Origin of the sequence: Oryzihumus leptocrescens (genome assembly GCF_006716205.1) — a bacterium.
GTDB lineage: Bacteria > Actinomycetota > Actinomycetes > Actinomycetales > Dermatophilaceae > Oryzihumus > Oryzihumus leptocrescens.
This window is the reverse complement of the sequence record NZ_VFOQ01000001.1, coordinates 1,161,844-1,180,472: the sequence shown is the minus strand read 5'-3', so window position 1 is coordinate 1,180,472 and position 18,629 is coordinate 1,161,844. Positions and strand designations below refer to the sequence as shown.

At 72.8% G+C, this 18,629-nt stretch carries 15 protein-coding genes and 1 riboswitch; of the genes, 9 read left to right on the top strand and 6 right to left on the bottom strand.

What is annotated here, in order from left to right; translation table 11 throughout:
• The first annotated feature begins 3 nt into the window (after nucleotides 1-3).
• Nucleotides 4-879 carry a DNA-formamidopyrimidine glycosylase family protein gene (locus FB474_RS05640; RefSeq protein ID WP_141787747.1) on the top strand — a complete coding sequence of 292 codons (876 nt, stop codon included), beginning with the start codon at nucleotides 4-6 and terminating at the stop codon, nucleotides 877-879.
• Between the two features lie 141 nt (nucleotides 880-1,020).
• On the opposite strand, the gene FB474_RS05635 is transcribed toward FB474_RS05640, so the two are convergent.
• From FB474_RS05635 to rimO, 4 genes are all read right to left on the bottom strand, one after another.
• Nucleotides 1,021-1,326, bottom strand: coding sequence for a helix-turn-helix domain-containing protein (locus tag FB474_RS05635; protein ID WP_141787746.1), 306 nt, complete (start codon nucleotides 1,324-1,326; stop codon nucleotides 1,021-1,023).
• A gap of 100 nt (nucleotides 1,327-1,426) precedes the next feature.
• Nucleotides 1,427-1,999 (bottom strand): CinA family protein, encoded by a 573-nt coding sequence (locus FB474_RS05630; protein ID WP_246092060.1) that lies wholly within the window; start codon nucleotides 1,997-1,999, stop codon nucleotides 1,427-1,429.
• Nucleotides 1,996-2,718: a CDP-diacylglycerol--glycerol-3-phosphate 3-phosphatidyltransferase gene (pgsA, locus tag FB474_RS05625; protein WP_141787745.1), complete on the bottom strand. Its 723-nt coding sequence runs from the start codon at nucleotides 2,716-2,718 to the stop codon at nucleotides 1,996-1,998. The genes FB474_RS05630 and pgsA overlap by 4 nt, the downstream gene beginning before the upstream one ends.
• Entirely contained in the window at nucleotides 2,715-4,193 is a 1,479-nt protein-coding gene (gene rimO, locus FB474_RS05620) for a 30S ribosomal protein S12 methylthiotransferase RimO (protein WP_141787744.1), read from the bottom strand. The genes pgsA and rimO overlap by 4 nt, the downstream gene beginning before the upstream one ends.
• Before the next feature lie 36 nt (nucleotides 4,194-4,229).
• On the opposite strand from rimO, the gene FB474_RS05615 reads away from it, so the two are divergent.
• The 7 genes from FB474_RS05615 (at nucleotide 4,230) to FB474_RS05585 (ending at nucleotide 13,221) form a co-directional block, all read left to right on the top strand.
• Complete coding sequence (locus tag FB474_RS05615) at nucleotides 4,230-5,429, top strand: dipeptidase (RefSeq protein WP_141787743.1); 1,200 nt, start codon at nucleotides 4,230-4,232, stop codon at nucleotides 5,427-5,429.
• 122 nt (nucleotides 5,430-5,551) lie between these two features.
• On the top strand, nucleotides 5,552-5,638 hold the full coding sequence (kdpF, locus tag FB474_RS21475; RefSeq protein WP_141789832.1) for a K(+)-transporting ATPase subunit F: 87 nt from the start codon (nucleotides 5,552-5,554) through the stop codon (nucleotides 5,636-5,638).
• Nucleotides 5,638-7,287 carry a potassium-transporting ATPase subunit KdpA gene (kdpA, locus tag FB474_RS05605; protein ID WP_141787742.1) on the top strand — a complete coding sequence of 550 codons (1,650 nt, stop codon included), beginning with the start codon at nucleotides 5,638-5,640 and terminating at the stop codon, nucleotides 7,285-7,287. Before kdpF ends, kdpA begins: the two co-directional genes overlap by 1 nt.
• Complete coding sequence (gene kdpB / locus FB474_RS05600) at nucleotides 7,284-9,311, top strand: potassium-transporting ATPase subunit KdpB (protein ID WP_141787741.1); 2,028 nt, start codon at nucleotides 7,284-7,286, stop codon at nucleotides 9,309-9,311. The genes kdpA and kdpB overlap by 4 nt, the downstream gene beginning before the upstream one ends.
• A gap of 6 nt (nucleotides 9,312-9,317) precedes the next feature.
• Nucleotides 9,318-9,893 carry a potassium-transporting ATPase subunit KdpC gene (kdpC, locus tag FB474_RS05595; protein ID WP_141787740.1) on the top strand — a complete coding sequence of 192 codons (576 nt, stop codon included), beginning with the start codon at nucleotides 9,318-9,320 and terminating at the stop codon, nucleotides 9,891-9,893.
• Between the two features lie 77 nt (nucleotides 9,894-9,970).
• Entirely contained in the window at nucleotides 9,971-12,547 is a 2,577-nt protein-coding gene (locus FB474_RS05590; RefSeq protein ID WP_141787739.1) for a sensor histidine kinase, read from the top strand.
• Nucleotides 12,544-13,221: a response regulator gene (locus FB474_RS05585; protein WP_141787738.1), complete on the top strand. Its 678-nt coding sequence runs from the start codon at nucleotides 12,544-12,546 to the stop codon at nucleotides 13,219-13,221. The genes FB474_RS05590 and FB474_RS05585 overlap by 4 nt, the downstream gene beginning before the upstream one ends.
• 3 nt (nucleotides 13,222-13,224) lie before the next feature.
• Here the strand turns inward: FB474_RS05585 and FB474_RS05580 are convergent, their stop codons facing one another.
• Both FB474_RS05580 and FB474_RS05575 read right to left on the bottom strand, forming a co-directional pair.
• Nucleotides 13,225-13,980: a DUF4118 domain-containing protein gene (locus tag FB474_RS05580; protein ID WP_141787737.1), complete on the bottom strand. Its 756-nt coding sequence runs from the start codon at nucleotides 13,978-13,980 to the stop codon at nucleotides 13,225-13,227.
• A 150-nt stretch (nucleotides 13,981-14,130) separates the two neighbouring features.
• Nucleotides 14,131-16,650: a DNA translocase FtsK gene (locus FB474_RS05575; RefSeq protein WP_141789831.1), complete on the bottom strand. Its 2,520-nt coding sequence runs from the start codon at nucleotides 16,648-16,650 to the stop codon at nucleotides 14,131-14,133.
• A 389-nt stretch (nucleotides 16,651-17,039) separates the two neighbouring features.
• Nucleotides 17,040-17,156, top strand: a riboswitch (SAM riboswitch).
• Nucleotides 17,157-17,211: 55 nt separating this feature from the next.
• Between FB474_RS05575 and FB474_RS05570 the strand changes: the two genes are divergently transcribed.
• The gene (locus FB474_RS05570; protein ID WP_221632443.1) at nucleotides 17,212-18,612 is read left to right on the top strand and encodes an aminotransferase class V-fold PLP-dependent enzyme; all 1,401 of its coding nucleotides are present in this window, start codon (nucleotides 17,212-17,214) and stop codon (nucleotides 18,610-18,612) included.
• Nucleotides 18,613-18,629: the final 17 nt, after the last annotated feature.

Sequence of the window (18,629 nt, the reverse complement as noted above, 5' to 3'; positions counted from 1 at the left end):
GGCATGCCTGAGGGCGACACCGTCTGGCGCACCGCCCACCGCCTCGACCAGGCCCTGGCGGGATCGCCCCTGCAGGTGGCCGACCTGCGCTGGCCCTCGCTCGCGACGACGGACCTGCGGGGAGCGACCACACTCGAGGTCATCAGCCGCGGCAAGCACATCCTGCAGCGGCTGGACAGCGGACGGACGCTGCACAGCCACCTGCGGATGGAGGGACAGTGGCGGGTCGAAGCCACCCCGCAGGTCACCGCGCGCCAGCTCGCCGGCGACCGCGTGCGGGCCGTCCTCGGCACCGCCGACTGGACCGCGCTGGGCCTGCGCCTGGGCATGCTCGACCTCGTGCCAACCGCGGACGAGCGCACGCTGGTGGGCCACCTCGGCCCCGACCTGCTCGGGCCGGACTGGGACCCCTCCCTGGCCGTGGCCAACCTGCGCCGCGAGCCGGGACGGGCGCTGGGCGCCGCGCTGCTGGACCAGCGCAACCTGGCCGGCATCGGCACCCTCTGGGCGGCCGAGTCGCTGTTCCTGGAGGGCCTGCACCCCTGGACACCGGTGGGCGAGGTCGACGACGACGCGCTCGCCGGGGTGGTCGAACGCGCCCACCGGCTGCTCAGCACCAGCCAGCACCTGGCCGTGCAGACGAGCACCGGCAGCACCCGGCGGGGCGAGACCAGCTACGCCCACGCCCGTTCGGGTCGGCCGTGCCGTCGCTGCGGTGGCAGCATCCGGGTGGCGATGATCGGGGAACCGCCGCAGGAACGGACGATGTTCTATTGCCCGGGATGCCAGGGCGGGCTGGGACCGACCGACGACGGCCGAACCCAGCGTCCGCTGGGGTCGGGGCCACGGCAGACGCGTGCGGGCTACCGCCCCCGCTGAGGCGTGCCGACCCGGACGTGCCGACCTGTAATGCCGAACTGGAATGCCGACCTGTGATGCCGAACTGGACGGTGTTGCCCCTTCAGCACCCCTGAAGGGGCAACACCGTCCAGTTCGGCGGCGTCTGGCAGCGCCAGCCGGTCAGGCGGCGGAGGCGGAGACCAGGCGGCCGGAGATCGGGGTGACCGGCAGGGCGACCGGGGCGCTGACCGCCTCGGACTCGGCGACGCGGTCGGAGACGTGGCTGAGCACCTGCGACAGCGGGAGGTTCAGCGCCCCGCAGATCGAGGCCAGCAGCTCGGAGGACGCTTCCTTCTCGCCGCGCTCCACCTCGCTGAGGTAGCCGAGGGAGACCGAAGCCGAAGCGGAGACCTCGCGCAGGGTGCGCCCCTGGGCCTGGCGCTGCTCGCGGAGCACGTCACCGAGTTCACGACGAAGCAAGATCATGACGCCTCCTCCACGTGGCTCGGACTTGCGATGTTGCCCCACGGTACCGCGAGGGGTCGGTCCCGCGCCTGCGGGATGGTGGCTTTGCCGCACGTCAGGCTCAACCCGCCGGCGGGGGCGCATCTTCCCCGGCCACCCCGCTGCCGCTCCCGGGACGGGCGGACAGCTCGTCCTCGTCGAGCAGCTCCTGGGCCAGCAGGTCCAGCACGGCGGCCACCGACCGGCGCCGGATCTCGCCGCGCGAGCCGGTCAGCGACAGCGCCTGCACCCGGGTCGTGCGCGGGCCGGCGACGGCCACGAACACCGTGCCCACCGCCTTGCCCTCGGAGGGGTCGGGGCCCGCCACGCCGGTGGTCGCCAGGCCGTAGGTCGCGCCGAGCCGCTCGCGCGCCCCGCACGCCATCTGCTCGGCCACCCCGGCATCCACAGCCCCGCGCGAGGCCAGCAGCCCGGCGTCGACGCCCAGGACCGAGGCCTTGACCTCCACGCTGTAGGCCACCACCCCGCCGCGCAGGACCAGCGAGGACCCGGGCACGTCGGTCAGGGCACCGGCGACCAGGCCACCGGTGAGCGACTCCGCCGTGGCCACCGTCAGGCCCCGGTCGGTGAGCCGACCCACCAGGTCGGCGCACACGGCATACACCTCGCGGCTGACCACGCCTGGCTCGCTCACGGCGACTCGTGACCGCTCGTCGCGGGCCGATCGGCGGCCTCCGCCGCCTTTGCTGCCTCACGCTCGGCCCGGGCCCGCTTGGCGGCCGCGCGCGGGCTGGTCTGGCGCAGGGTCAGCGCCCGCGCGACGTAGTCGATGCCGGTCACGACCGTGACGATGACAGCCAGGGCCATGGCGACTACCGCCACGTCGTGCCACGCACCGGACAGCGGCAGCACGTAGAGGGCGATGGCGACCGCCTGCACGCCCGTCTTGAGCTTGCCGCCGCGGCTGGCCGGGATCACCCCGTGCCGGATGACGAAGAACCGCAGCACGGTGATGCCGAGCTCGCGGGCGAGGATGACGACGGTCACCCACCACGGCAGCTCGTCGAGCAGGGACAGCCCGACCAGGGCCATGCCGACCAGCGCCTTGTCGGCGATCGGGTCGCTGACCTTGCCGAAGTCCGTGACCAGGCCGCGACGCCGGGCGATGTCGCCGTCGATGCGGTCGGTCAGCAGGGCCACCCCGAACACCAGCGCCGCGGCGATCCGCCACTTGGCCTGCGTGCCGTGGTCCAGGAGCAGGAGCCAGCCGAACAGCGGGACCAGCAGGATGCGCAGGACCGTCAGCGCGTTGGCGATGTTCCAGGCGCTGGGCTGCTGCTCCGGCTCGCCGAGGACGACCGGTTCGTCCGGGTCGGGCGCCGGGCCTTCGGGGGTGGGCAGCGCGGCGTTCACACCGGCTCCGCGACCAGGTCGATGCCCTCGGTGGCGACGACCCGGGCGGTGACCAGGTCGCCGACCGCGGGGGCCGGGGCGCCAGCCGCGAGCTCGAGCAGGGTGACACCGTCGACGTCGGGACCCTGGTGGGCCGCACGACCGGAGACCTCCTCGTCGTCGACCTCCTCCACGAGGACCTCGACCACCTCACCGAGGCGCTCCTCGGCGCGCTGGATGTTCAGCTCCTCCACCAGCGAGGTGAAGTGGGCCAGGCGCTCGGCCACGACGTCCTCGGGCAGCTTGCCGTCATAGGTCTCGGCCTCGGTGCCGTCCTCGTCGGAGTAGCCGAACACCCCGGTGACATCCAGGCGCGCCGCGGTGAGGAACGCCTCGAGATCGGCGACGTCCTGCTCGGTCTCGCCGGGGAAGCCGACGATGACGTTGGAGCGGATGCCGGCCTGCGGCGCCCGCGCACGCACCTGGTCGATGAGGTCGAGGAAGGCCTGCCGCGAGCCGAACCGGCGCATCCGGCGCAGCAGCGGCTCGCTGGCGTGCTGGAAGGAGATGTCGAAGTAGGGCACCACGCCGGGCGTGGAGGCCATGACGTCGAGCAGGTCCATGCGGATCTCGGCCGGCTGCAGGTAGGACACCCGCACCCGTTCGATCCCCTCGACGGCCACCAGCTCGGGAAGCATGGTGTCCAGCAGCCGCAGGTCGCCGAGGTCCTTGCCGTAGGACGTGGAGTTCTCGCTGACGAGGAAGATCTCCTTGACCCCGCGCTCGCCCAGCCACCGGGCTTCGGCCAGCACGTCGGAGGGCCGGCGCGAGACGAACGCCCCGCGGAACATCGGGATCGCGCAGAACGCACAGCGCCGGTCGCAGCCGGAGGCGATCTTCAGCGGTGCCCAGGGGCGGCCGTCGAGCCGGGCCCGGATGACCCGCGGCCCGCTGGCCGGCACCGGGCCCTCGATCGTCACGGTCTCGGGGACGCGCACCTCAGGCCCCGAGCCGTGGCCGGGCAGGGCCACCGACCCCGCGCCCTCCTGGCGGCTGGCCGGGGACAGCGGCAGCAGCCGTCGGCGGTCCGAGGGGGTGTGCGAGGCGGGCTTGTGGCCGCCCAGGATCGCCGACAGGTGGCCGGACATGTCGGCGTAGGAGTCGAAGCCGAGCACGGCGTCGGCCTCGGGCAGCTGGGAGGCGAGCTGCTCGCCATACCGCTCGGCCAGGCACCCCACCGCGACCACGGCCTGGGTGCGGCCCTCCCCCTTGAGGTCGGAGGCTTCGAGCAGGGCGTCGATCGAGTCCTTCTTGGCCTGCTCGACGAACCCACACGTGTTCACCACGGCGACGTCGGCCTCGGCGGCGTCGTCCACCAGAGTCCAGCCTTCGGAGGCCAGCCGGCCGGCCAGCTCCTCGGAGTCGACCTCGTTGCGGGCGCACCCGAGCGTCACCAGGGCAACGCTGCGCGCAGGGGAAGGGGCAGGGGAGGTCATGCCCTCACCATAGTTGGGCTGCGGTTGAATGACCGCATGCCGGACTCCACCGCGACCCTTGCCCGCGTGACCGAGCTGCTGCGCCGCCACCCCCTCGTGGACGGGCACAACGACCTGCCGTGGGAGGCCCGCGAGCAGAGCGGCTACGACTTCGACCGGCTCGACCTCGGCGGGGACGTGGCCACGACCTGCACCGACGTGCCCCGGCTCCGGGCCGGCCGCGTCGGCGCCCAGTTCTGGTCGGTCTTCGTGCCCAGCAGCCTGCAGGGCGACGCGGCGGTGGTCGCCACTCTTGAGCAGGTCGACGCGGTGCACCAGATGGTCGGCCGGTATGCCGGTGAGCTGGGTTTCGCGCGCACCGCGGACGAGGTGGAGGGCGTCTTCGCCTCCGGCCGGATCGCCTCGCTGATGGGCGCCGAGGGCGGCCACTCGATCGGGTGCTCGCTGGCCGCGCTGCGGATGCTCTACGTCCTCGGCGTGCGCTACATGACGCTGACGCACAACGACAACGTGCCGTGGGCGGACTCGGCCACCGACGAGCCGGTCCTCGGCGGGCTGTCGGCGTTCGGCGTCGAGGTGGTCCGCGAGATGAACCGCCTGGGCATGCTGGTGGACCTGTCCCACGTCTCGGCGGACACGATGCGGGACGCGCTCAAGGTCACCGAGGTGCCGGTCATCTTCAGCCACTCCTCGGCGCGGGCGGTGTGCGACGTGCCGCGCAACGTGCCCGACGACGTGCTGACGACGCTGCGGGCCAACAACGGCGTGTGCATGGTGACGTTCGTGCCGGAGTTCGTCTCACCGGTCGTGGCCGCCTGGCGCCGGGAGGCGGCGGCCGCCGCGGCCGACGTGGGCGTGAAGTCGACCGACTACGAGGCGTTCCGGGCCTTCACCCGTGAGTACCGGGTGGCCCACCCCAAGCCGTCGGCCACCCTCGAGGACGTCGTCGCCCACTGCGAGCACGTGCGGGAGGTGGCCGGGATCGACCACGTCGGGATCGGCGGCGACTACGACGGCACCGAGACCTACCCGGTGGGGCTGGAGGACGTCAGCGGCTACCCGCGCCTGCTCGCCGCCCTGGCCGACCGCGGCTGGTCCGACGAGGACCTGGCCAAGCTCGCCGGCGGCAACGTGCTGCGGGTGATGCGTGACGTCGAGGCCGGCGCCCGGGAGCTGCAGGAGACCCGCGGACCCAGCCTCGCGACATACCGGCAGCTGGACCACCCGGGGAGCTGACCTCCCGCCCGGAGCTGTTGCGGCGCACGAGGTTCCGGGCCGGCATCAAGAACCCGTCAAGGCGTATCAGCGCTGCGTCAACGACGGGTTCCCCCGCCGGGGGGCGGGTCTGTACTGAGGCTGTGACAGAGAACCTCATCGCCGGCCTCATCGCCGTCGCCCTCATCGTGTACCTGGTGTACGCGCTCATCAGACCGGACAAGTTCTGATGAGCGGCACCGTCAGCGGACTGCTGACCATCGGACTGCTCGTGGTGGCCCTCGCCGTCGTCCACGTGCCCCTGGGCGACTGGATGGCGCGGGTCTTCACCGACGAGAAGCACTGGCGCGTCGAGCGGCTGCTCTACCGGGCTGTCGGGGTCAATCCGTCGGCCGAGCAGCGCTGGACGACCTACGCGATGTCGGTCCTGGCCTTCGCCTTCGCCGGCTTCCTGCTGCTGTTCGTGCTGATCCTGGCCCAGCTGCGCCTGCCGCTCGCCCGTGGCGCCGCGGGCATGCACGTGGACACGGCGTTCAACACCGCGATCTCGTTCGTGACCAACACGAACTGGCAGGCCTACTCCGGCGAGACCGGGGTGACCGCGGTGACCCAGGCGCTGGGACTGACCGTGCAGAACTTCGTCTCCGCCGCCACGGGCCTCGCGGTCGTGGTGGCCCTCATCCGTGGTCTGGTCCGGGTCGGCACCGACCGGCTCGGCAACTTCTGGGTCGACCTGACCCGGGCGACCACGCGGATCCTGCTGCCGATCGCCGCCGTCGCGGCCGTCGTGCTGATCATCGGTGGCGCGATCCAGAACCTCGATGCTGCGACCACGATCCACACCCTCTCCGGCGGCAAGCAGGTGATCGAGGGCGGCCTGGTCGCCTCGCAGGAGTCGATCAAGGAGCTCGGCACGAACGGCGGCGGCTTCTTCAACGCCAACTCCGCTCACCCCTTCGAGAACCCCAACGCCCTGACCAACATCTTCGAGATCTTCCTGCTCCTGGCCATCCCCTTCTCCCTGCCTCGCACCTACGGCGTCATGGTCGGCGACCGCCGTCAGGGCTACGCCGTCCTGGGCCTGATGGGCAGCCTGTGGGCGATCGTGCTCGGTCTCACGCTGTGGGCCGAGACGCACGCCGCGCACGCCGTGACCGCGGCGATGGAGGGCAAGGAGCAGCGCTTCGGCGTCTGGGTCTCCTCCCTCTTCGCGGTGTCGACAACCGGCACCTCCACCGGCGCGGTGGACTCCTTCCACGAGAGCTACAGCCCGCTCGGCGGCGGCCTGCTGGCCCTGCACATGCTCCTCGGCGAGATCTCCCCCGGCGGTGTCGGATCGGGCCTCGCGAGCGCCCTGGTCATCGTCGCCCTGTCGGTGTTCATCGCCGGCCTGATGGTCGGCCGCACCCCGGAGTGGCTGGGCAAGACCATCGGGCGCAAGGAGATCACCCTCGCCGCCCTGACCACCCTGGTCATGCCGGTCCTCGTGCTGGCCGGGACCGGCCTCGCCCTGGCCCTGCCGGCCAGCCGCGGCGCCCTGCTCGCCGCGGGACCGCACGGCCTGACCGAGATGCTCTACAACTACGCCTCGGCGTCCAACAACAACGGCAGCGCGTTCGCCGGCATGACCGCCGACAGCCCGTTCTTCAACATCACCCTCGGGGTGTGCATGGCCCTGGGCCGGTTCCTGCCGATCGTGCTGGTCCTGGCCCTGGCCGGGTCCCTGGCCGCCCAGCACCGGCGCCCCGTCACCGCGGGCACCATGCCCACCCACACGCCGCTGTTCGTCAGCCTGCTCGTCGGCATCGCCGTCATCGTGGCCGGCCTGACCTTCTTCCCCGCCCTCGCCCTCGGACCGATTGCTGAGGCCCTCGCATGAACCGCCACACCCTGGTGGCCACCATCCCGCAGGCGTTCGTCAAGCTCGACCCCCGCCACCTGTTCCGCAGCCCCGTGATCTTCGTGGTCTGGGTCGGCTCGCTCTGCACGACCGTCCTGTCGGTGCTGCACCCCTCGACCTTCGCGATCTCCATCACCGTGTGGCTGTGGATCACCGTCCTCTTCGCCAACTACGCCGAGGCCGTGGCCGAGGGCCGCGGCAAGGCCCAGGCCGCGACGCTGCGCAAGGCGCGCAAGGAGACCGTGGCACGGCGCCTGCTGCCCGACGGCAGCACCGAGACGGTGGCCGGGTCCGGGCTGCGGATCGGCGACCGCGTGATCGTGGAGGCCGGCGAGGTCATCCCGGGTGACGGGGACGTCGTCGACGGCGTGGCCACTGTGGACGAGTCGGCCATCACCGGCGAGTCCGCACCGGTGATCCGCGAGTCCGGCGGCGACCGCTGCGCGGTGACCGGTGGCACCACGGTGCTCTCGGACCGGATCGTGGTGCAGGTCGCCACCAAGCCGGGCGAGACCTTCCTGGACCGGATGATCTCCCTGGTCGAGGGCGCCTCACGGCAGAAGACCCCCAACGAGATCGCGCTCAACATCCTGCTCGTCGTGCTGACCCTCATCTTCCTGGTCACCGTCATGGCGATCCAGCCGCTGGCCGCCTACTCCGGCCGGGAGCAGTCGATCATCGTGCTCGTCGCGCTGCTGGTCTGCCTCATCCCGACCACGATCGGCGCGCTGCTGTCGGCCATCGGCATCGCCGGCATGGACCGCCTCGTCCAGCACAACGTGCTGGCGATGTCGGGCCGCTCGGTCGAGGCCGCCGGCGACGTCTCCACCCTGCTGCTGGACAAGACCGGCACGATCACCCTCGGCAACCGGCACGCGACCGAGATCGTCACGGTCGGCAGGGCGACGAACACCGAGCTGGCCCACGCGGCATACCTGGCCAGTCTGGCCGACGGGACCCCGGAGGGGCGGTCCATCGTGGACCTCACCCGCACCCACCTGTCCGACCAGGACGCGGTGTCGGCGGAGCGGCTCACTGCCGAGGGCGCGCAGTTCATCGACTTCAGCGCAGCCACCCGGATGAGCGGGGTGGACCTGCCCTCGGGGGTCCAGATCCGCAAGGGCGCGACGACGTCGGTCTCGCAGTGGGTGCTGGAGGGCGGCGCCCGGGTGCCGGCGGCACTGCAGCAGGTCGTCGACCACATCGGCCAGTCCGGCGGCACCCCGCTGGTGGTCGCCCGCCGGGACGGCGACGGCCCCACGGTGGTGCTCGGCGTCGTCCACCTCAAGGACGTCGTCAAGCAGGGCATGCGCAAGCGGTTCCGGGAGCTGCGGGCCATGGGCATCCGCACCGTGATGATCACCGGTGACAACCCGCTCACGGCCGCGGCCATCGCCAAGGAGGCCGGCGTCGACGACTTCCTCGCCGAGGCCACGCCCGAGGACAAGATGGCCCTGATCAAGAAGGAGCAGGAGGGCGGCCGCCTCGTGGCCATGATGGGCGACGGCACCAACGACGCCCCGGCCCTGGCCCAGGCCGACGTCGGCGTCGCGATGAACACCGGCACGTCGGCGGCCAAGGAGGCCGGCAACATGGTCGACCTCGACTCCGACCCCACCAAGCTCATCGAGGTCGTGGCGATCGGCAAGCAGCTGCTCATCACCCGTGGTGCGCTGACGACGTTCTCCATCGCCAACGACGTCGCCAAGTACTTCGCGATCATCCCCGCGATGTTCCTGGCGGTCTTCCCGGGGCTGAACAGCATCAACGTGATGCGGCTGCACAGCCCCCAGTCGGCGATGCTCTCCGCGGTCATCTTCAACGCCCTCATCATCGTGGCGCTGATCCCGCTGGCCCTGAAGGGAGTCCGCTACCGACCGGTGGGGGCTGGCGCGATGCTCCGGCGCAACCTGTTGATCTACGGGCTCGGCGGCGTCATCGCACCGTTCGTCGGCATCAAGCTCATCGACCTGTTCATCTCGCACCTCCCCGGATTGGGCTGATCTGCCATGACGTTCATGCGACAGCTGGGCGCCTCCGCCCGGATGATGCTGCTGCTCACCCTGCTCCTCGGGGCCATCTACCCCGCGGCCATCTGGGGGGTCGGCCAGGTCGTGCGGCCGTCGGCTGCGAACGGCTCCCTCGTGGAGCACGGCGGGCACGTGGTCGGGTCCAGCCTGATCGGCCAGACCTTCACCGCACCCCAGTGGTTCCAGGGCCGCCCGTCCGCCGTCGACTACAGCGGCGACGCCAGCGCGGCGTCCAACCTGCCCGCCGACGACCCACGCCAGGTCAAGGCCGTGGCCGAGCGCAAGGCCGCCCTGCTCAAGGCCAACCCGCAGGCCACCGGCGCCATCCCTGCCGACGCGCTGACCGCCTCGGGCAGCGGGCTGGACCCGCACATCTCGGTCGCCTATGCCCTGTGGCAGGTACCGCGGGTCGCCGCGGCCCGGCACCTGTCAGCGGACCAGGTGCGCACACTCGTGGACGAGCACACCCAGGGCCGGTCCCTCGGCTTCCTCGGCCAGCCGCGGGTCAACGTCCTCGAGCTCAACGTCGCCCTCGCGTCGCTCGGCTCCCGGTGACCCGACCCGACCGTATGCCGCGACCCGCCGCCGCCTCGTGCGCGCGGCGGGTCGCCGGTTAGGGCGAGAATCAAGCCATGGCACGAGGGACACTGCGCATCTACCTCGGGGCAGCCCCCGGGGTGGGCAAGACCGTGGCCATGCTCTCGGAGGCGCACCGGCGCCGGGATCGCGGCACCGACGTCGTGGTCGGGCTGGTCGAGACGCACGGGCGCACCTTCACCGCCCAGCTGCTCGAGGGGCTGGAGCGCATCCCCACGCGGGTGCTGGAGTACCGGGGCGCCACGTTCCGGGAGCTGGACGTGGACGCGGTCATCGCCCGCCGACCCCGGGTCGTCCTCATCGACGAGCTGGCCCACACCAACGTGCCCGGGTCGCGTCACACCAAGCGCTGGGAGGACATCGAGGAGGTCCTCGACGCCGGCATCGACGTGATCTCGACGGTCAACATCCAGCACCTGGAGTCACTCAACGACGTCACCGAGGCGATCACCGGGGTCCGCCAGCGGGAGACCGTGCCCGACGACGTGGTGCGTGCGGCAGACCAGATCGAGCTGGTCGACATGTCCCCGGAGGCGCTGCGCCGCCGGATGGCCCACGGCAACATCTACGCCGCGGAGAAGGTCGACGCGGCCCTGTCCAACTACTTCCGGGTGGGCAACCTGTCGGCCCTCCGCGAGCTGGCGCTGGTGTGGTTGGCGGACCGTGTCGACGAGGCCCTGGAGCGCTACCGCCACGACCAGGGCATCTCCGAGACGTGGCCGGCCCGTGAGCGCGTCGTCGTCGCCCTCACCGGCGGCCCGGAGTCGGACGCGCTGCTGCGCCGCGGTGCACGGATCGCCTCCGCCGGTGCCGGCGGGGAGCTGGTCGCGGTCTACGTGGCCCGCTCCGACGGCCTGGTCGGCGCGAGCCTGGAGCAGCTGGCCGAGCAGCGACGGCTGACCGCCGAGCTCGGCGGCACGTTCCACACGGTCACCGGCGACGACGTCGCCGAGGCGGTCCTGGAGTTCGCCCGCGGCGTCAACGCCAGCCAGATCGTCCTGGGGGTCAGCCGGCGTGGCCGGCTCCAGTCGCTCCTGAGCCGCGGCGTCGGAGAGTCCGTCATCGCGGAGTCAGGCGACATCGACGTGCACATCGTCAGCCACGGCTACCGGCGCCGCGGCCTCGACCAGGTCCTGCCCGACTGGACGGTGGGCCGCCGGAGGACGATCAGCGCCTGGGTCGTGTTGGCGCTCGGACTACCGCTGTTGACCTGGGCCCTGGCCTCGACCCGCGAGCACCACGACCTGCCGCTGGAGATGCTGCTCTACCTGGCCCTCACCGTGGCCACGGCCCTGGTCGGGGGGATCTGGCCGGCCCTCTTCTCGGCCATCGTCGGGAGCCTGCTGCTCAACTACTACTTCGCCCCGCCCCTGCACACCTTCACGATCGACAACCCCGGCAACGCCCTCGCAGTCGTGGTCTTCGTCCTGGTCGCGGTGTCGGTCTCCTCCGTGGTGCACATCAGCGCGCTACGGGCCAGCAAGGCCCTGGCCGCCCAGCAGGAGTCCCGCATCCTCGCCCAGCTGGCCCACTCGCTGCTGGGCACGCCCGAGCAGCTGCCCACACTGCTGGAGCAGGCGCGGGACACGTTCTCGATGCGCACGGCTGCCGTGGTGCGGCGGGCGTCGGTGCGCGACCCGTGGGAGGTGCTGGCTGCCACCGAGGGCTTCGACGTCGCGATGGTCGAGGGCGCCGAGGTGCGCTCCAGGGTCAACGACACCACGTTCCTGGTGATGACCGGGAGGGTGCCCCCGGCCAGCCAGGGCCGGCTCGTCTCCGCGTTCGCCTCCCACGCCGCGGCCATCCTGACGCGCGAGGAGCTGGTCGAGGAGGCCCGCGTGGCCGGCGCGCTCGCCAAGGACAACCGCACCCGTACCGCGCTGCTCGCCGCCGTCTCGCACGACCTGCGCACCCCGCTGGCGGGTATCAAGGCGGCCGTGTCCAGCCTGCGCCAGACCGACGTCACCTGGTCGGCCGAGGACGAGGCCGAGCTGCTGGAGTCCATCGAGGCGTCCGCGGACCGGCTCAACGCGCTGATCGGCAACCTGCTCGACATGTCCCGCCTGCAGTCCGGCACGGTCGCACCGCACCTGCAGCCGCTGCACCTCGACGAGGTCGTGGCCGGCACGGTCGCCGCGCTGCCGGACGGTCAGCGCGTCCGCACCTGGATCCCGCACGAGCTGCCGCCTGCCCTCGCAGACGCCGGGCTGCTCGACCGGGTGCTGGCCAACGTGCTGGAGAACGCCCTGCGCCACTCCCCCGGCCGCCAGGAGGTGGTGGTCAACGCCAGCCGGATCGGCGGCCACCTGCAGCTGCGCGTGGTGGACCGCGGCAGCGGGGTCCCGGACAGCGCCAAGGAGGGCATCTTCGCCCCGTTCCAGCGCTTCGGCGACGTGCCGCGTGGCACCGGCGTCGGCCTGGGGCTGGCCGTGGCCCGGGGCCTGGCGGAGGCGATGAACGGCTCCCTGACCGCCGAGGACACCCCCGGCGGCGGGCTGACCATCGTGGTCGACCTGCCCGTGGCGGGCGGGCAGCTGGCTGGCACGATGCCGCCTGAGCAGGCACCGCAGGTCGCCCCGACCGGGGGCGCCGTGGGCAGGGAGGCCTCATGACGTTCGTGCTGGTGGTCGACGACGAGCCGCAGATCGTGCGCACCCTGACGATCAACCTGCGCGCGCGCGACTACGAGGTCGAGTCCGCCGGCGACGGCCGGTCGGCGCTGCAGGTGATGCAGGAACGCACGCCCGACGTCGTGGTGCTCGACCTCGGCCTGCCCGACATGGACGGCGTGCAGGTGCTCCAGCAGATCCGCGCGTCCTCCCAGGTCCCGGTCGTCGTGCTGTCCGCGCGCCAGGAGTCCGACGACAAGGTCGAGGCGCTCGACGCCGGCGCGGACGACTACGTCACCAAGCCGTTCGGGATGGACGAGTTCCTCGCCCGCATCCGGGCCGCGGCGCGTCGCGGCCCGTCCGACGCCCCCGAGGCGCCGGTCGTGACCACCGCCGACTTCACCCTCGACTTCGGCGACCACCGGGCCACCCGGGGGCAGGACGAGGTGCGCCTGACTCCCACCGAGTGGCGGCTCCTCGCGGCCCTGGCCCAGAGTCCCGGCCGGCTGGTCACCCACGCCGAGCTGCTCCGCGCCGCCTGGGGTCCGGCCTACGGGCGCGAGTCCAACTACCTGCGGGTCTATGCCAACCAGCTGCGGCGCAAGCTCGAACCCGACCCCAGCCACCCCCGATACCTCGTCACCGAGCCCGGCATCGGCTACCGGCTCAAGGTCTGAGGCTCACCTGGCCGGGTGGCTGTCGGCGTACGCCCGCAGCGTCGCGCCCACCTGAGCCGCCAGGGCCACCGCCACGAGCCGCTCGGCGCGGGTGGTCGCCGCGCCCGTCAGCGGCGTCATGAGGAACCGCCCCATGAACCGCCCGCCGCTCTCGACCACCAGCTCGGTCTCGTCCTCGACCGGCAGCTCGAGGACGTCCCCGTCGAGCGTGGCCGACCCGATGCGCAGCCGGCCGTCGGCCTCGACGCGGGGGCGGCCCAGGCCGGAGTCGTAGACGAAGCGACAGCGGTCGAGGTGGAGCACGTCGGCCACGTGGTCGCACGCGGTGTCGACCAGCGCGGAGGGCGAGCTGGTCCCGGCTGAGGCAGCCCGGGCGATCGTCTCCAGCCCCTGCAGGTAGCCCTCGCGCCGGGACGCCGCCGCCTGCTGCCGGCGACCCCACTGGGCCACCTCGGTGACGGCGACGCCGACGGCCAGCAGCAGGAGCAGGGTCTCGACGTCGTCGGGTGAGGTGATCGTCAGGCGCTGGTAGGGCTGGGTGAGGAAGAAGTCGAACCACACACCGGCGGAGGCGGCCGCCACGATGCCGGGCCAGCGCCGTCCCAGGCTTGCCACCCCGACGACCACGATGACCAGGACCAGCGCCACGCTCGTGTTGGCGACGGTGTCCCGGATGGGGACGGCGAGGAGGCAGACGGCCAACGGCACCACCACGGCCGCCAGCCACAGCAGCCGCTCCCGGAGCAGGTCTCGTGTCATGACTTCGTTGTAACCCCAGGGCCGGCCGGACGACAGGGACCTTCGCGTCAGCGCCGCGTCAAGTTCGCGTCAAGGCACCCGGCCGGTATGCCGCGCCCCTCACCCCGGGTGCTGCCGCGGCACCGAGCCGCCGCAGGACCGGGGCCGGGCTCAGTCGCGCCCGGTGAGCGACCAGGCGTCCTCGTCGTCGGCCTCGACCTCTTCGTAGCCCTCGGGGGCCAGCGAGTCACGGGTCGGTCCGCCGAGCGGGGCCGGCGCCGCGGCGGTCTCGGCCTGGTCGAACACCGGCTCGGGGTCGGGCACCTCGTCGCCGCGCATCAGCGCCAGGGTGGTCGGCAGGTCCTCGGCCTTGACGAGCACGTCGCGCGCCTTGGAGCCCTCGGAGGGGCCGACGACGCCGCGCGACTCGAGCAGGTCCATGAGCCGGCCGGCCTTGGCGAAGCCGACGCGCAGCTTGCGCTGGAGCATCGAGGTCGACCCGAACTGCGTGGTGACCACCAGCTCGGTGGCCTGCAGCAGCAGGTCGAGGTCGTCGCCGATGTCGTCGTCGACCTGCTTCTTGGCCGCCACGACGGTGACGTCCTCGCGGTAGTTCGGCTTGAGCTGCTCGGTGACGTGGGCGACGACCTGCTCGATCTCGGACTCGGTCACCCACGCGCCCTGGACGCGCATCGGCTTGCTCGCGCCCATGGGCAGGAAGAGCGCGTCACCCTGGCCGATGAGCTTCTCGGCGCCCGGCTGGTCCAGCACGACCCGGGAGTCGGCCAGCGAGGAGGTCGCGAACGCCATGCGCGAGGGCACGTTGGCCTTGATCAGGCCGGTGACCACGTCGACCGACGGGCGCTGCGTCGCGAGCACCAGGTGGATGCCGGCAGCGCGGGCGAGCTGGGTGATGCGGACGATCGACTCCTCGACGTCGCGGGGGGCGACCATCATGAGGTCGGCGAGCTCGTCGACGATGACCAGCAGGTAGGGATAGGGCTGGATGACCCGCTCCGAGCCGGGCAGGGGCTTGACCTTGCCGGCCTTGACCGCCTTGTTGAAGTCGTCGACGTGCTTGTAGCCGAAGGCCGCCAGGTCGTCGTAGCGGGTGTCCATCTCGCGCACGACCCACTGCAGCGCCTCGGCGGCCTTCTTGGGGTTGGTGATGATCGGCGTGATCAGGTGCGGGATGCCCTCGTAGCCGGTGAGCTCGACGCGCTTGGGGTCGACCAGCACCATGCGCACCTCGTCGGGGGTGGCGCGCATGAGGATCGAGGTGATCATCGAGTTCACGAAGCTGGACTTGCCGGCTCCGGTGGCGCCGGCGACCAGCAGGTGCGGCATCTTGGCGAGGTTGGCGATGACGTAGCCGCCCTCGACGTCCTTGCCGACGCCCATGACCATCGGGTGCTCGTTGTTGCGCGCGGTCTGGCTGCGCAGCACGTCCCCGAGGCTGACCTTCTCGCGGTCGGTGTTGGGGATCTCGATGCCGATCGCGGACTTGCCCGGGATCGGGCTGAGGATGCGCACGTCGGCCGAGGCGACGGCATACGCGATGTTCTTGGAGAGCGCGGTGACGCGCTCGACCTTGACGCCTGGGCCGAGCTCGACCTCGTAGCGGGTCACCGTGGGCCCGCGCATGAACCCGGTGACCTGGGCGTCGATCTCGAACTGCTCGAGGACCTCGGTGAGCGACTCGACGACCTTGTCGTTGGCGGCGCTGCGGGTCTTGTGCGGCGAGCCCGGGGCCAGGATCGCGTTGTCCGGCAACGTGTACGTCACGTCGCCGGCGAGGGCAAGCTGCTCGACGCGTTGCGGCAGCGGGCTGGTGGGCGGCGGCTCCAGCGGGGCCTTGGCGGGCACCGCAGCCGCGCCGGCGGCGGGAGCAGCCGAGGCACCGGCGCGGGCGGAGGCGAGCGCTGCGGCCGCCGCGTCCTCCCCCGGCGCGAGCGTGCCGGGCGGGGTGGGGCGCTTCTCCCCCGGGCGGTAGCCCTTGGCCTTGGCCTCGCGGGCCACGATCGCGGCCTGCTCGAAGGCCTCGTCCCCATCCAGGCCCCCGTCGGCCACGGCCCGGCGGCGGCGCGGCTTGGGCTGCGGCTCGAGTTCGGGCTCCGGCTCGGGCTTGCGGTGCAGCGCCCAGTCGCGCAGCTCGCCCAGCCGGGCCGGCACCATGTGGACCGGCGTGGCGGTGGTCACCAGGAGCCCGAAGGCCCCGAGCAGCAACAGGATCGGCACGGCGCCGTAGACGGTGACGCCCGCGACGACCGGGCTCGAGGCGAGGAAGCCGATGATGCCGCCGGCCTCACGCATCGAGGTGGCCCCGTCGGACGGGCTGGGGACACCGGCGGAGACGTGCACCAGGCCGGCAGCCGAGAAGGCCAGGGCGGTCAGGCCGATGCCGATGCGGTTGGTCGAGGAGGCCTCCTCCGGCGCGCGCAGCAGGCGCAGCCCCAGCAGGATCAGGACGATCGGGACGGCCAGGCCGACCCGACCGAAGGTGCCCGCCACCACGGCGTGGACGAGGTCCCCGACCGGACCACGCAGCGCCCACCACTCGCGCGCGGCCACGATGATGGCCAGGGCGATGAGCGCGAAGCCGATGCCGTCGCGGCGGTGCTCCGGCTCGAGCTCGCGCGCGCTGTGGCCGACCTTGCGGACCGTGCCGCCGGCGAGGTGGGCCACGCCCATCCACGCACCACGCACGGCGCGCACCGGCCAGGGCAGGGTGGCCGCCCGCGGCGCGGCCTTGCGCGGCGCCGGCTTGCGGGCGGCAGGTTTGCGGGCGGCGGGCTTGCGGCTCGCCGCACTGGTCGTCCGCGCCGCCGGGCGCGCGGCGCCGCCGCGTCCCGAGGAGCTCGAGCGCGAGGAGGAGGTCGTCCGGGTCGCCACCTTCGCAGGCTACGCGATCGCCCCGACGACATCACGCGTCACACGCGCCCCGGCCCCGGCGCGTCGCGCGATCGGCGTCCGCCACCGGGTCGGCTCCCGGCCGCCTCCCCGGTCGCGGGTCTCACATCCCGGGACATCACTCCCGAAGGGTGGGCAACCCCGCGCCGGCGCCGCTACGGTCGGGCGCAGGTCATGAGTGCCAGCGTCAAGCCCCGGCTTGCTGGCCGGCAACCCTCCTGTCGCGGCGGGGTGCTCCGGGTGACGACCCGGTCGGCCCGCGCCCGCGGTGCCGGCAAGCGCGGACCGGCGAGCGCCCCGAAGGCCTCGATGGTCCACCGGACCACCGAGGAGTGAGCTTCGTTGTCGATCGCCACCATCAGCCGGACCCACCACCGGGCACCCGCCCCCGCCCCGCGCGACCACCTGCGCCCCGTGCCCGCGCTGCCGCACGCCGTCCTGGCGCCGCTGCCGCGCACCGTGGCGGCCGACCTGGGCGTGCCCACGCTGCACCGGACGGTCGTGGACTACGCCAACTTCGACCACGCGGCGAGCACCCCGGCACTGGAGTCCGTCCAGGCGGCGGTCGATGCCGCCCTGCGCACCTACTCCTCGGTGCACCGCGGCAACGGCTACGCCTCGAAGGTGACCAGCGCGTGGTACGAGCAGGCCCGCGAGCAGGTGGCCTCCTTCGTCGGGGCGCGCGAGGAGGACCTGGTCGTGTTCACCCGCAACACCACCGACTCGCTCAACCTCCTGGCGCGGGCACTGCCCCGCCGCACCACCACGTTCGTCTTCGAGTCCGAGCACCACGCGGCGCTGCTGCCCTGGGACGAGCGGCGCACGGTGCGCCTGCCGGTGCCCGGCAGCGTGGAGGACGCCCTGGTGCTGCTCGAGGAGGCGCTGGCCGAGCACGCCCGGACCAGCGACGGGCCGCGACTGGTCGTCGTCACCGGAGCGTCCAACGTCACCGGTGAGCTGTGGCCGGTGGAGCGGTTCACCGAGGTCGCCCGCCGGTATGCCGCGCGCGTCGCCCTGGATGCCGCGCAGCTCGCCCCGCACCGGCGCATCGACGTGGGCGCGCTCGACGTGGACTACGTGGCGTTCTCCGGGCACAAGCTCTACGCCCCCTTCGGCGCGGGCGTCCTGGTCGGCCGGGCCGACTGGCTCGACGCGGCGGCGCCCTACCTGCGTGGCGGCGGGGCGACGGCCCGGGTCAGCGAGCGCGAGGTGCAGTGGAGCCAGGGGTCGGCCCGGCACGAGGCGGGCAGCCCCAACGTCATCGGCGCGATCGCCCTGGCTGCCGCGTGTGCCACGGTCGAGGCCCACCGCGACGCGATCGAGGCCCACGAGTCGGCCCTGGCACAGCGCCTGCAGGCGGGGCTCGCCGCGATCGAGGGCGTGTCCACGTGGTCGGTGTTCGGTGAGGGGCACGACCGGGTGGGGGTGGTGACCTTCACCGTGGACGGCGTGGACAGCTCGCTGGTCTCGGCGTCACTGTCCGCCGAGCACGGCGTCGGCGTGCGGGACGGCAAGTTCTGCGCGCACCTGCTGGTGGACGCCCTGCTCGACGGGCCGGGCGCCCCGGCGACCGCGGTCCGCGCCAGCGTGGGGCTGGCGTCCACCGTCGAGCACGTCGACCGGCTGGTGTCGGCCGTGAGCCGACTGGCGGAGCACGGACCGGCCTTCGACTACGAGCTGACCGACGCCGGCTGGGAGCCGGTGGACGACCCGCGCGACCTGTCCCTGCCCCGCCCCTGGTGAGCTCCGCCCGGTGAACC